The 14514-nt window shown below is 72.3% G+C and carries 11 protein-coding genes; all 11 read left to right on the top strand.

The window, feature by feature from the left end; genetic code table 11:
- The first annotated feature begins 77 nt into the window (after positions 1-77).
- On the top strand, positions 78-725 hold the full coding sequence (locus ACFV1W_RS23715; protein WP_380419222.1) for an O-methyltransferase: 648 nt from the start codon (positions 78-80) through the stop codon (positions 723-725).
- Positions 726-805: 80 nt separating this feature from the next.
- Positions 806-1618 (top strand): 2-amino-3,7-dideoxy-D-threo-hept-6-ulosonate synthase, encoded by an 813-nt coding sequence (locus tag ACFV1W_RS23710; RefSeq protein ID WP_380419221.1) that lies wholly within the window; start codon positions 806-808, stop codon positions 1616-1618.
- The gene (locus ACFV1W_RS23705) at positions 1615-2718 is read left to right on the top strand and encodes a 3-dehydroquinate synthase II family protein (protein WP_380419220.1); all 1104 of its coding nucleotides are present in this window, start codon (positions 1615-1617) and stop codon (positions 2716-2718) included. The genes ACFV1W_RS23710 and ACFV1W_RS23705 overlap by 4 nt, the downstream gene beginning before the upstream one ends.
- A complete protein-coding gene (locus tag ACFV1W_RS23700; RefSeq protein WP_380419219.1) occupies positions 2715-3563 on the top strand; it encodes an Ada metal-binding domain-containing protein in 849 nt (282 codons plus the stop codon). The genes ACFV1W_RS23705 and ACFV1W_RS23700 overlap by 4 nt, the downstream gene beginning before the upstream one ends.
- A 21-nt stretch (positions 3564-3584) precedes the next feature.
- Positions 3585-5333, top strand: a complete 1749-nt coding sequence (locus ACFV1W_RS23695; protein ID WP_380419218.1) for a class I adenylate-forming enzyme family protein — start codon at positions 3585-3587, stop codon at positions 5331-5333.
- 51 nt (positions 5334-5384) lie between these two features.
- Entirely contained in the window at positions 5385-6407 is a 1023-nt protein-coding gene (locus tag ACFV1W_RS23690) for a methyltransferase (RefSeq protein ID WP_380419217.1), read from the top strand.
- Positions 6404-8236: an FAD-dependent monooxygenase gene (locus ACFV1W_RS23685; protein ID WP_380419216.1), complete on the top strand. Its 1833-nt coding sequence runs from the start codon at positions 6404-6406 to the stop codon at positions 8234-8236. Before ACFV1W_RS23690 ends, ACFV1W_RS23685 begins: the two co-directional genes overlap by 4 nt.
- On the top strand, positions 8237-9901 hold the full coding sequence (locus tag ACFV1W_RS23680) for an FAD-dependent monooxygenase (RefSeq protein WP_380419215.1): 1665 nt from the start codon (positions 8237-8239) through the stop codon (positions 9899-9901).
- A complete protein-coding gene (locus ACFV1W_RS23675; RefSeq protein WP_380419214.1) occupies positions 9898-11856 on the top strand; it encodes an FAD/NAD(P)-binding protein in 1959 nt (652 codons plus the stop codon). The genes ACFV1W_RS23680 and ACFV1W_RS23675 overlap by 4 nt, the downstream gene beginning before the upstream one ends.
- Positions 11853-13295 (top strand): lyase family protein, encoded by a 1443-nt coding sequence (locus ACFV1W_RS23670; RefSeq protein WP_380419213.1) that lies wholly within the window; start codon positions 11853-11855, stop codon positions 13293-13295. Before ACFV1W_RS23675 ends, ACFV1W_RS23670 begins: the two co-directional genes overlap by 4 nt.
- A complete protein-coding gene (gene metK / locus ACFV1W_RS23665) occupies positions 13295-14503 on the top strand; it encodes a methionine adenosyltransferase (protein ID WP_380419212.1) in 1209 nt (402 codons plus the stop codon). Before ACFV1W_RS23670 ends, metK begins: the two co-directional genes overlap by 1 nt.
- Positions 14504-14514 lie beyond the last annotated feature (11 nt).

Below are 14514 nucleotides of genomic sequence, written 5' to 3'. Positions count from 1 at the left end.
TTCGCGGAACCCTGGAATCCGTTTCTCTGTAGCGGCTCTGGTGTGCTTCTGGTGCGAAGAGTGGCAGGCTCATTCCCATGAGGCCGAAACTGGTATCCGACGCGCTTTTCGAGTACATCGTCGAGAACAGCAGTCCGATCGATGAATTCCAGCGGAATCTCATTGAGCGTACGGCCGGAGTGGGAGAGCGGTCGCGCATGCAGATCGGAACTCCCCAGGGCACCCTCTTCACCTTCCTCACCCAGCTGATGTCGGCCCGGGCGGTACTTGAGGTCGGCACGTTCACCGGATACTCGGCCCTGGCCTTCGCCAAGGGGCTGCCGGCGGACGGGCGGCTGCTCACCTGCGACGTCAACGAGGAGTGGGCCGCCATCGCCCAGGCGTCGTGGAAGGAGGCCGGGGTGGCGGACCGGATCGAACTGCGGCTCGGCCCGGCCCTCGACACCCTGCGGAGCCTGCCGAGGACCCCCGACTGGGACCTGGCGTTCATCGACGCGGACAAGGACAACTACACCGCGTACTACGAGGAACTGGTGCCGCGCATCCGCCCGGGCGGCGTCATCCTCGTCGACAACGTCCTGTGGTTCTCGACGGTCGTGAACGACCCCGAGGGCGAAGGCGCGCCCATGCGCCGGTTCAACGCGCACGTCGCCGCCGACCCGCGGGTCGAGACGGTCATCCTCCCGATCGGGGACGGTGTGTCGCTCGTCCGCAAGAAGCCCTGAACACCGGCCGGCGCCCCTGACCCGGGGCCCTGCCGCCGCACATCCCGCACGACGCAACCCGCTGCACAAGGGAGTGCATGATGACCACCACCCCCCTCACGGGGAAATCCATGCGCCTGGCCAGACTGTCCGGGCACGGGGACGGGCGCTTCCTGCTCGTACCCCTCGACCACTCGGTGTCGGACGGACCGATCGCCACCGCCAGCGGCTTCGAGAAGCTGGTCCACGACATCGTGGCCGGGGGCGCCGACGGCGTCGTCGTCCACCGGGGCAGAGCCCGCGCCCTCGACCCCGAACTCCTGTCCGGGTGCTCCCTGCTGGTCCACCTGAGCGCCAGCACCGCACACGGCCCCGACGTCGACGCCAAGGTGCTCGTCGGCGGTGTGGAGGACGCGATCAGGCTGGGCGCCGACGCGGTGAGCGTGCACGTGAACATCGGCGCCGACACCGAGTCCGACCAACTCGCCGACCTCGGTGCCGTCGCGACCGCCTGCGACCGCTGGGGCATGCCGCTGCTCGCCATGATCTACCCGCGGGGGCCGCGCGTCACCGACCCGCACGACCCCGTCCTGCTGTCCCACGTCGTCAACATCGCCGCCGACCTCGGAGTGGACATCGTCAAGACGGTGTTCGCGGCACCGGCCGAGCGCATGGCCGAGGTCGTCGAGAACTCTCCGCTGCCCATCATCGTGGCCGGCGGGACCGGCGCCACCAGCCTGGCCGACTTCGCCCGGGCCGCCCTCTCGGCAGGGTGTCGCGGACTGGCCGTCGGCCGACGGGTGTTCGGCTCCCCGGATCCGCGCGCCACCGTCCAGGAACTCGCCGAGATCATCCACGGCTCCGGCGGCCCCCTCACCCCCTCGACCCCCTCACGAATGGCAGGTGTTCTGTGAAGCTCAGCTGGATCGACATCCGTTCCGTCGGATCGGCCAAGGCAGCGGTCGTGGAAGAGGCCGTCCACGCGCGGGTCGACGGCATCGTGGCCGCCGACACCGAGGACCTGACCGGTCTGCCGCCCACGGTGCGCAAGGTGCTGTTCCCCCAGGGCAAGCCGCTGCCCGAGGACTTCGGCCCCGCGGACGTCGTCATCGTGGAACCGGACAAGCACGGCGAGCCCGCCGAACTGGCGCTGCGCCACCCCGGCGTCGAGTTCGGCCGGTACGTCGAGATCATCGACGCGGACACCCTGGAGGACGCCTGCCAGTCCGCACGCACGGACCGCTGGAGCCTGCTGTACTTCCGCGACCCGACCAAGATCCCGCTGGAGATCGTCATCGCCGCCGCGGCCAAGGCGGAGGGCAGCCTGATCACGGTGGCCAAGGACACCGAGGAGGCGGAGATCATCTTCGGCGTCCTGGAACTCGGTTCGGACGGTGTGCTGATGGCCCCCACCGCCGTCGGTGACGCCACCGCCCTGCGCCGGGCCGCGGAGGCGGGCGTACCCGACGTGGAGCTCGTCGAACTGGAGATCACCGGCACGGCGCACGTCGGGATGGGCGACCGGGCCTGCGTGGACACGGCCACGTACTTCCGCGAGGACGAGGGGATCCTCGTCGGCTCGCACTCCAAGGGCATGATCCTCTGCGTCAGCGAGACGCACCCCCTGCCCTACATGCCGACCCGGCCGTTCCGCGTCAACGCCGGCGCGATCCACTCGTACACCCTGGGACAGGGCGAGCGGACCAACTACCTGAGCGAGCTCAAGGCGGGCAGCAAGGTCACGGCCGTGGACATCCACGGCAGGACCCGCCTGGTGACCGTGGGCCGCGTCAAGATCGAGACCCGGCCGCTCATCTCCATCGACGCCGTGGGACCGGACGGCCGCACGGCCAATCTGATCCTCCAGGACGACTGGCACGTACGGGTCCTGGGCCCGGGCGGCACCGTCCTCAACAGCACCGAACTCAAGCCCGGGGACAAGGTGCTCGGCTACCTCCCCGTCGCCGACCGGCACGTCGGATACCCGATCAACGAGTTCTGCCTGGAGAAGTGAGTCCGGACGAGATCCGCTGGGAGGCCGTGACCCGGCGCGACCCACGGTCCGACGACGCCTTCCGCTACGGGGTGCTGTCCACGCGGACCTACAGTCGGCCCTCCTGCGCGGCCCGCACACCGAGCCGACGCAACACGGTCTTCTTCGCCGACGCGCGGCAGGCGCGGAACGCCGGGTTCCGCCCCTGCCTGCGCTGTCGGCCCGACACGGACACGGGAGGGATCCCCGCGGCGGCGGGGGCCGCGGTGCGGGCCTGCCGGCTGATGGACCGGCCGGAACAGCCGCACGGACTGGGCACGCTGGCCGCGCTGAGCGGATTCAGCAGGTTCCACTTCCACCGACTGTTCACCGACACCATCGGAGTGACCCCGAAGACCTACGCCGCGGTCTGCCGCACCGCGCGCCTGCACCACGAGCTCGCCCGTGCCGACACTGTCACGGAGGCCATCTACCGGTCCGGATTCAACTCCGCCGGCGCCTTCTACGCAGTGGCCCAGGACCTCCTGGGCATGACCCCCACGGCGTTCCGCAACCGGGGTCGCGGAGTACCGGTCCGCTACGCCGTCGTTCCCGACGCCACCGGCCGGCTGCTCGTCGCCGAGACCCCGACGGGCCTGTGCGCCGTTCTCTTCGGCCCGGACCACGACGTCCTCGTCGACCAGGTCCGCCACCGCTACGCGGAGGCGACGGACGTCGCGGCCGACCCGGGCCTCGCCAGCCGCCTCGCACACGCCCTCCGGCACGGCACGTGCCCCGGCCACCCCGCGGTCCCCCCAGAAATCCGGCGCCGGGCGCTGGAGGGCCGCCTGCGCCAGACCCTCGGTCCCCGAGCCCGGACCCCGTAGCCGACGTAGGAGAGACACCCCATGAACATCCTCGGGACGCACAGGTCCACCGTGCAGCGCCTGCGGCTGACGGCCGACCGGCAGCTCGGAGCGGGCAACTTCTTCTGGCACGCCTGGCAGGTGGCCGACGACCGGGACCGGCCGCTGCTGTTCCACCCGGACGTCACCTCCGACCACTGGGACGAGGGCGAGCTGCCCGGTGTCTCCCTCGACGACATGCGACGCATCGTCGTCCGGTACGCCCACTGGTACCGCAGCCACGGCGTACTGCCCCACACGCACGTCGGAATCCTCACCCGCAACGGGCTGTACGGCCTCCTGCACCACATCGCGGTCACGAGCCTCGGCGCGGTCGCCGTCCACTGCAACCCCAACATGGCGCTGCCCACCGCCGCCGACTACTTCGTCCGCACCCGTGTCACCGTCCTGGTCGCCGACGCCGACCTGCTCGCGGGCTGCACCCGCGCGTGGGACCGGTCCGCGAACGCCGACGCCAAGAAGATCCTCACCGAGGACATCCGCCTGCTCCACGAGACCGCGCCCCGCCCGAGCGGACCACTGCCGGGCTTCCCGCACCGGCACCGGCGCGACGACCTCGTGATGATCTCCCACTCCTCCGGTACCACCGGCCGCCCCAAGGCCCCCGTCTTCACCCACGCCTCGTTCTTCGACGGCAAGCGCGGCCGCCTGTGGACCTTTCCCTCGCAGCGCTCCGACCGGATGCTCACCGCGCTGCCGCACAGCCACTCGGCCGGCATCAGCTACCTGACCATGGCACTGCTCCTCGGCATCCCCACCCTCGTGCTCGACGGCGCCGACGGGGAACTGCTGACCCGCGCGATCAACCGGTTCCGCCCGACCTTCGTCCTGGGATTCCCCCTGACGCTGGCCGAGATCGACGTCACGCGCGTCACGCCGTACGCCGCCCAGTCCATCCACTCCTGGAACGGAATGGGCGACGCCTCGCACGAACGGCACATCCGCCCGCTCACCGCACTCGGCGCGCGGCGCGAGGGCCGCAAACGTCTCGCGGGATCCCGCTACATCGACGGCCTCGGCTCGTCCGAGATGGGCATGGTGCTCTTCCGCACCGTCCACACCCAGCAGAGCACCGACTACGACCGGCTCATCGGCCACCCCATCAAGGCGGTGCGGGACGCCGCCGTCCTCGACGAGCACGGCAACGTCCTGCCCGACGGGGAGGCCGGACTCCTCGGGGTGCGCACACCCAGCGTCACACCGGGCTACTGGGACGACCCGGACCTGAGCCAACAGTCGCTGAGCAACGGCTACTTCCTCACCGGGGACATCGTGCGGCGGGACCCCGACGGCCGCTGGTACCACCTCGACCGCACACCGGACGTGATCCACACGGTCGACGGTCCCGTGCACAGCCTGCCCCTGGAGGAGCGGGTCCTGCTCACGACCCAGGCCCTGGACACCGCCGTCGTCGCCGTCGAGGACCCGGACCGGCCGGGTTTCCACGTGCCGGCCGCGGTGGTCCTGTACCGGGACGACGTGCGGCGCTCGCCGGAGGACCTCCTCCAGGCGTGCAACGCCGATCTGCGCAAGAAGGGCCTGCGCACCCTCGACGCCCTGATCATCGCCGCCCACCGCGACGAGCTGCCCGTCGGCCCGACCGGAAAGGTCCTCAAGCGCAGCCTGCGCGAGACCCACCGCCACATGCTCGGCGAGCCCGCCCGGCCGGGGGCCGCCCACACGCACACCCTTCCCGGCCTCCCCGAACCGGCGTCCACACGCGCCGACTAGCACAACGCATCCGCACCCCAAGAGACGACCGGACAGCGAAAGGCACGAGACATGGCCGACGCGCTTCCCGCGCGCCGCGTGGTGGACGTCCTCACCGGCGCCTGGCAGGCCCAGGCGCTGCATGCGGCCGCCGTACTGCGCCTACCCGACCACATCCAGGCAGGACACACGACCACCACGGCGCTGGCCGCCGCGACCGACTGCGACGAGGACGCCGTCGAACGACTCATGCGGCTGCTGACGGCCATGGGCTTCTTCGACGGGGGAGGCGACTCCGGCTACCGGCTCACTCCGGCAGGCGACCTCCTGCGGACCGATCACGACCGGTCCATGCGCGACATGGCGGTCGTCTACGGACAGGAGTTCCACCGCGCGTGGGGCGCCGTCGTGGACGCGGTCCGCACCGGCACCTCGGGATTCCAGCACGCGTTCGGCACACCACTGCGCACCCACCTCGCGAGCGACCCCGAGGCCGCCGTCCGGTTCCAACGCGCCATGAACGCCGGGAACGTCTTCTTCCAGGACGTCGCGGCCGCCCACGACTTCTCGTCCGCCCGCACCGTCGTCGACGTGGCGGGCGGCGCGGGCGCCCTGCTCTCGACCGTGCTGCAGGCCCACCCCGGGCTGCACGGGGTGCTCTTCGACCTCCCGCACGTCATCCCGGTCGCCGAGGCCGCCCTCGGCAGCGTCCTCGGAGCCGACCGCTACGACACCGTGGCGGGCGACCTCTTCGAGAACGTGCCCGGAGGAGCGGACGTCTACCTGCTCTCACGGGTGCTCCAGGACTGGGACGACGCCTCCTGCGTACGGCTGCTCAAGGTGCTGCGCGAGGCGATGCCGCCGACGGCCCGGCTGCTCGTCGTGGAGCGGGTGATCCCCGACCCCGCAGGAGACCAGGAACTGCTTCCGCTGCTGTGGGACCTGCACCTGCTCATGGCCGCCGGCGGCCGCGAACGCACCCTCGACGGCTACCGCAGCCTGCTGGAAGGCGCCGGCCTGCGCCTGCGCTCCGTACACGCACTCGCACTGGAGACCAGCCTGCTGGTCATCGGACCGGCCGAGGAGGACAAATGAGCACCCCGCAGGCCGACGGGGACATCGAGCGACAGGTCCCCGTACTGATCGTGGGCGGCGGCGGATCCGGACTGACCGCCTCGCTGGCGCTGTCCGACCTCGGCGTCGAATCACTCCTCGTGGAGCGCCACCCCTCGACGTCCGTGCAGCCCAAGGCACACATCCTCAACGCCCGGACCATGGAAATCCTCGCCCACCACAAGGTCGCCGAGGACGTCTACCGCGAGGGCGCGCCACCGGAGAACTGCGGCGCCATGGTCTGGCTGTCGAGCCTGGGCGGCGACGCACCCTACGACCGCAAGGTCCTGTACCGCACGAGCGCCTACGGCGGCGGCGACCTGGCCGCACGGTACGCCGCGGCCTCCGCACAACCGCACGCCAACCTCGGCCAGCGCTGGCTGGAACCCCTGCTGCGCCGCCACGCCGAACAGCGGGCCCCCGGCTCGCTGCTCTTCCACCACGAACTCCTGGACCTGGACGAGGACACGACCGGGGTCACCGCGACCGTCCTCGACCGGAGCAGCAGGGACGAGCGGACCTTCCGCGTGCGCGCCTCCTACGTGATCGCGGCGGACGGCGGCAAGACCATCGGGCGGCTGCGGGGCATCCCGATGGAGGGCACCCCGACGTTCCTGGAATGGATCAACCTCCACGTCCGGGCGGACTTCTCACCGTTCATCCCGTACGACGACGCCGTCGTCAACCGCGTCTCCAGCCTCTCCGACGACGGGACCCTCGAACACTGCGGCGTCGTCCCCATGGGCCCGGACCACTGGGGACGGCACTCCCAGGAGTGGACCCTCATGTTCTCCAGGGCCCCGGGCACCCCGGGGGCCGCCGACCTCGACGACGAGACCGTCATCAAGATGGTGCGCCGCACCCTCAAACTCCCGGACGACCACCCCATGGACGTCGAGAGCATCAGCCGCTGGCCCGTCGAGGGCACCGTCGCGCAGCGGTTCCGCACGGGCCGCGTCTTCCTCGTCGGCGACGCCGCCCACCGCCATCCGCCCTCCGGGGCCCTGGGACTGAACACCGGGATCCAGGACGCGCACAACCTCGCCTGGAAGCTCGCGCACGTCCTCGCCGGAACGGCGGGCGAGGCACTCCTCGACAGCTACGAGGCCGAGCGCCGGCCCGTGGCACAACGCGTGGTCGAACGCGCGGTGTACTCCCTCTTCAACCAGATCGCGTTCACCGCCGCGACCGGCGTGATCCAAGGAGCCCGCCCCGAGTGGAACCGGGCACAGATGACCGCGCTGTTCTCGGACACGCCGGACGGCGAGACCCGACGCACCGTGCTGCGCGAGTACTTCGACACGAACCGCATCACGACGGCCCACCTCGGCCTGGAGATGGGCTACGAGTACGGGGACGCCGGATTCGTGGTCCCCGACAGGACCCCGCCCCCGCCCACCGACCCCCTGGGCCTCGAATACCGGCAGACCGCCCGGCCGGGCGCCCGCCTCCCGCACGCCTGGCTGCGCCACCGCGACCAGCGGGTGGCCACCCATCGACTGCACACCGCCCCCGGCTCGTTCCTGCTGCTCGCGGGCGCGCGCGGCGACGCGTGGCTGCGGGCCGCGCAGGACCTCGCCGCACGACTGGACCTGCGCATCGACGCGTACGACGTCGGACCCGACGGCGCACTCCAGGACACCGACGGCGCATGGACCCGCCTGCGCGGCCACGACGACGACGGAGTCGTCGTCGTACGCCCGGACGGATTCGTCCTCGCCCGCCATCTGACCCGCTGCCCCGACCCGTCGCCGGCACTCGAAGCGGCGCTGCGCGTGGGCCTGGGCCTGGGCCGACCGGAGGGCCGCTAGATGCAACGGACCCAGCACACGCCCGTCGCGATCGTCGGCGGTGGACCGGTCGGCATCATGCTCGCCCTGTTCCTCGACCGGCACGGGGTGCGCAGCGTCGTGTTCGACGAGGCGGAGACCCCCTACGACGCCCCCCGGGGAAACACCCACAACGCGCGCACCATGGAGCACTACCGCAGCCTGGGCATCTCCGCGCCGATCCGGGCCCTGGGGCTGCCCGCCGAACACCCCGCCGACATCGCCTACTTCACCCGCTACTCCGGCACCGAACTCTCCCGGCTCAAGCTGGCCTCCCGCGCCCGCAGGATGCGGCAGACCTCCGTGGCACCGGCCACCGACCAGACACCGGAGCCGGTGCACCGCGCGAACCAGATGTACGTCGAGCGGTTCCTGTACGAGTACGTCCGCACCCGGCCGAACATCACCCTTCGCCTCGGACGCCGGGTCACCGACCTCAAGCAGGACGCCGAGCAGGTCACCCTGTGGGCACGGCCCGCGGACGGCCCTCCCGAGCACTGGACCGCCCGCTTCGCGGTGGGCTGCGACGGAGGCCGCGGCCTCGTGCGCCGCTCCCTCGGCGTGCGCTACGACGGAGAGGGAGCCCTGGACCAGGAGGTGCTGGGCCGCCAGGCGACGGCGGCGCACCTGCGCCTGCCCACGTTCCACCGGGACGTGATGACCGGCCGCCGCGCCTGGAGCTACTGGTCCCTCAACAGCGAGCTGGTCATGAACCTGATCTCCCTCAACGGGGCGGACGAGTTCTTCCTGCTGACCAGCTCCGTGGCACCGGACGCGGGGGCGGACGACATCGCGGACCTGGTGCGCCGGGGCGCGGGGATGCCGCTGCCCGTCGAGGTCCTCGGCCGACGGCCGTGGACCCCCGGTGTGGCCCTGGTCGCCGAGCGGTTCACCGTCGGCCGCATCCTGCTGGCCGGTGACGCGGCACACCTGTTCACGCCGAACGGCGGGTTCGGCATGAACACCGGAGTGGACGACGCCGCCAACCTCGCCTGGAAACTGGCGGGCATCCTGGCCGGCTGGGGCGGCCCCGCCCTCCTCGCGAGCTACGAGGCCGAGCGAAGGCCGACCGCCCGGCGCAACACGACGGCCGCCCGGGAACTCAACGCGGGGCTCGGAACCGTCGAACGCCCCGCCGAACTGGAACTCCCCGGCCCGGAGGGCGAGGCCGCACGGGCACGCGTCGGCGACCAACTGCGCTGCTACGGAGAGCGGACCCACTCGCTCGGCGTCCAGCTCGGCGCCCGCTACGACGGATCACCCGTCATCGCGCAGGACGGGACACCGCCCGCGGACTCCTGGGGGACGTACACACCGTCCAGCGTGCCGGGAGGCCGCGCCCCACACCTGTGGCTGGACACCTGGCACGGTCCGGGCAGCTCCCTGTTCGACCGGCTCGGCCCGGGCTTCACCCTGCTCAGGCTGGGAGGACGGGCACCGACCGGCAAGCCGTTGGAGGCCGCCGCCCAGGCCCACGGGATGCCGCTGACCGTGCTGGACGTCGACCATGACGCGGCGCGCGACCTCTACCAGCGCGACCTCGTGCTGATCCGGCCCGACCAGCACGTCGCCTGGCGCGGCGACCGGCTGCCGGAGGACCCGGACGCCCTGGTGGCGCTCGTCACCGGTACACGGGGGCCCCGGTGAGCGACAGGAACCTGGAGATCGCCATCGTCGGGGCGGGACCGCGCGGCCTGTCCGTGCTGGAACGGATCTGCGCCAACGAACGCGCACCCGGACGGCACGACCGGCTGACCGTGCACCTCGTGGACCCCTACCGGCCGGGCGCGGGGCGGGTGTGGCGCACCAGCCAGTCACGGCTGCTCCTCATGAACACGGTGGCGTCCCAGGTGACCGTGTTCACCGACGAGACGGTCGACATGGCGGGCCCGGTCGAGCCGGGCCCCAACCTCTACGAATGGGCGCGCACCGTCGTGCTGCCCGCCGGGCCCGACGCGTTCGGCGAGGCGACGTACACCGAGGCGACGGCCCTGCACCCGGACGGCTACCCCACTCGCGCGTTCTACGGCCGCTACCTGGTCGACGCCTACCGGCGCATCCGCGAGCGGGCACCGGCCCACTGCCACATCGTCGAACACGCCACCCGCGCCGTCGCCCTGCGGGACGGGGTGTCCCGCTCCGGCGCGGGACAGGTGCTGTCCCTCGCGGACGGCACCCGGCTGGCCGGTCTCGACGCCGTGGTGCTGGCCCTCGGGCACCTGCCCGAACTGCCCAGCGCACGCGAGTCGGACTGGTCCCGCGCCGCCGCGCGCCTGGGCCTGACGTACGTGCGTCCGGCCAACCCGGCCGACCTCGACCTGTCGTGCATCGAGCCGGGCCGCACCGTCCTCATCCGCGGACTCGGACTCAACTTCTTCGACCAGGTGGCGCTGCTCACCAGGGGGCGGGGAGGCACGTTCGTCCGGCGTTCCGGCCGGCTGGTGTACCTCCCGTCCGGACGGGAGCCCCTGATCCACGCGGGTTCCCGGCGCGGCATCCCGTACCACGCCCGCGGCGAGAACGAGAAGGGCGCGTACGGCCGGCACGAGCCCAGGCTGCTGACACCGCGGACCATCGAGAGGCTGCGACGCCGCGGCCAGGACGGGGACCGCGCGCAATTCGCCACCGACCTGTGGCCCCTCATCGCGAGGGAGGTCGAGAGCGTCTACTACGAGACGGTGCTGCGGTCCCGGCACGAGATCCGGGCAGCGGACTTCGCCGCCGAGTACCTCGCCGCCGACACCCCGGGGCAACAGGACGCGGTCCTGCGGGCACACGGCATCACCGAGGAGGAGCGCTGGGACTGGGACCGGCTCCAGCAGCCCACCGGAGGCCGCCTCTTCGCCGACCGGGCCGACTTCCAACGCTGGCTGCTCGACTACCTGGCCGAGGACGTCCGCGAAGCACGGAACGGGAACGTCAACGGACCGCTCAAGGCGGCCCTCGACGTGCTGCGCGACCTGCGCAACGAGATACGGCTGGCGGTCGACCACGGAGGGATCGAGGGCAACTCCTACCGCGACGAACTCAAGGGCTGGTACACGCCGCTCAACGCCTTCCTGTCCATCGGCCCGCCCGCGTCCCGGATCGAGGAACTGGCCGCGCTGATAGAGGCCGGAGTCGTCCAACTCCTGGGCCCCGGAACGGAGTTCGCACTGGAACGGGAAGGGGACCACGGCGCCTTCGTCGCCGCGTCGCCCCAGGTCACCGCGGACCCGGTGCGGGCGTCCGCACTCATCGAGGCCCGGCTGCCGGAGCCCGACGTCCGGCAGACCGCCGACGCCCTGCTGCGGTACCTCCTCAGCACCGGACAGGCGGTCCCCTACCGCCTGGACGACTCCCGCGGCTCCGTCTTCGAATCCGGTGGACTGGCCGTCACCCCACGCCCCTACCACATCGTGGACGTCCACGGCCGGGCCCACCCCCGGCGCTTCGCCTACGGCGTCCCCACCGAATCGGTGCACTGGGTCACCGCCGCCGGCATCCGCCCCGGAGCCAACTCGGTGATCCTCGGCGACTCCGACGCGATCGCCCGTGCGGTGCTCCGCCTCCCCCCGGCCGAACCCGCGCCCGCACCCGACCGTCTGGAGACGACCACATGACCCGGAACAACGGCGGCGCCCCGTGGGACGGGGGCCCGGACGCGGGCCTCTTCTCCCCGGTCAGAGTGGGAACGGCGGTCGAGCGGGCCACCGGCGAACAGGCGTGGCTGCAGGCCATGCTGGACGCCGAGGCCGCTCTGGCCCGCGCCCAGGCACGGCTCGGCACCGTCCCTGCCGAAGCGGCCGACGCCATCACCCGGGCCGCCCGCGCCGAACGGTTCGACCTGCGGGACCTGGCCGTCCGGGCGAGGGAGACGGCCAACCCGGTCGTGGGCCTCGTGGGCGCGCTGGGCCGGGCGGTCGCGGCCGAGGACCCGGCGGCGGCCGAGTACGTGCACCGGGGCTCGACGAGTCAGGACGTCCTCGACACCGGCACGATGCTCATGACCCACCGTGCGCTGGGCCTCGTACTCGCCGACCTGAACCGGACCGCCGACGCCCTGGCCCGCCTGGCCGCCGACCACCACGACACCGCCATGGCGGGCCGCACGCTCGCCCTGCACGCGGTGCCCACCACGTTCGGCCTGAAGGCCGCCGGCTGGCGACAGCTCGTCCTGGACGCCGCGGACCGGACCTCGGCCGCCCGGAACACCCTGCCCGTCTCCCTGGGCGGCGCCGCCGGAACACTCGGCGGATACCTGGAGTTCGCACGCCCGACCCCACGGACCCCGCCGCCCCACGACTACCAGGACCGGCTCGTGGACGCCTACGCGGCCGAGACCGGCCTCGCCCGGCCGCGCCTGCCGTGGCACGCCCTGCGGACACCGATCGCCGACACCGCCGCGGCACTGGCCCTCACCACGGGTGCCCTCGGCAAACTGGCCGCCGACGCCCTGGTGCTGTCGCGCACGGAGATCGCCGAGGTGTCCGAGCCCGCCGCACAGGGGCGCGGCAGCTCGTCGGCGATGCCCCACAAACGCAACCCCGTGCTCTCCACGCTCGTCCGCAGCGCGTCCCTCCAGGTCCCCGCCCTGGCCCAGGCGCTGACGCAGTGCATGGTCACCGAGGACGAGCGGTCGGCCGGGGTCTGGCACGCCGAGTGGCTGCTGCTGCGCGAGGCCCTGCGCCTCACCGGCGGGGCCGCGTCGACCGCCGCCGAACTGGCCGAGGGACTCACCCCGAACCCCCGCCGCATGCGGGAGAACCTCGGCCTCACCGGCAGCCGGATCGCCACCGAACGCCTCGCCGCCGCCCTCACACCCTCCCTGGGCCGCGTGTCCGCGAAGCAGCTGCTGACCGACGCCTCCCTCACCGCCGAGCAGGAGGGCCGCCCCCTCGCCGAGGTGCTGGGCTCCCGGCCCGAGGTGAGCGCCCACCTCACCCCGGACGAACTGGCGCACCTCCTCGACCCCACCGCCTACACCGGGGGCGCCCCCGCCCTCGTGGCCCGCGCGCTCGCCGAGCCCGCACCGCGTCCCCCTCACTCCCAGGAGCCGTGATGTCCCGTCGCCTCTTCACCTCGGAGTCCGTCACCGAGGGCCACCCGGACAAGATCGCCGACCGGATCAGCGACGCGATCCTCGACGCCCTGCTCCGCGGGGACCCCGCCTCCCGCGTCGCCGTCGAAACCATGATCACCACCGGACAGGTGCACATCGCCGGCGAGGTCACCACCACGGCGTACGCACCGATCGCCCAACTGGTCCGCGACACCGTCCTGGCGATCGGCTACGACTCGTCGGCCAAGGGATTCGACGGAGCGTCGTGCGGGGTGTCCGTCTCCCTGGGCAGCCAGTCGCCCGACATCGCCCAAGGGGTCGAGGAGGCGTACGAGTCCCGCGACCGTAGCGGGCACGACGCCCTCGACCGGCAGGGAGCCGGCGACCAGGGGCTCATGTTCGGCTACGCCACCGACGAGACCCCCACGTTGATGCCCCTGCCGATCGACCTGGCACACCGGCTGGCCCACCGCCTCACCGCCGTACGCCGGGACGGCGTCATGCCGTACCTGCGCCCGGACGGCAAGACCCAGGTGACCATCGAGTACCAGGACAGCCGGCCGGTGCGCCTGGACACGGTCGTGGTCTCCTCGCAGCACGCACCCGACACCGACCTGGACGCGCTCCTCGCACCCGACGTGCGCGAGTACGTGGTGGACCACGTCCTGGCCCAACTGGAGGACGAGGGCATCAAGCTGGACACCGGCGGATACCGGCTCCTGGTGAACCCGACCGGGAGGTTCGAGATCGGCGGCCCCATGGGGGACGCCGGCCTCACCGGCAGGAAGATCATCATCGACACGTACGGCGGCATGGCCCGGCACGGCGGCGGCGCCTTCTCCGGCAAGGACCCCTCCAAGGTCGACCGCTCGGCGGCGTACGCGACGCGCTGGGTCGCCAAGAACGTCGTGGCCGCCGGACTCGCGACCCGCTGCGAGGTCCAGGTCGCGTACGCCATCGGCAAGGCCCGCCCGGTCGGCCTGTTCCTGGAGACCTTCGGCACCGCCACCGTGGCCCAGGAACGCATCGAGCGGGCCATCGCGGAGGTCTTCGACCTGCGCCCGGCCGCGATCATCCGCGACCTCGACCTGCTCCGCCCGATCTACGCCCAGACCGCCGCCTACGGCCACTTCGGCCGCGAACTGCCCGACTTCACCTGGGAACGCACGGACCGTGCCGCACAGCTCAGGACCGCCGCGGGCCTGTGACCGACATGCCG

Origin of the sequence: Kitasatospora sp. NPDC059648, from assembly GCF_042734825.1 — a bacterium.
Taxonomy (GTDB): domain Bacteria; phylum Actinomycetota; class Actinomycetes; order Streptomycetales; family Streptomycetaceae; genus Kitasatospora.
This window is presented reverse-complemented; position numbering and strand designations above follow the sequence as displayed.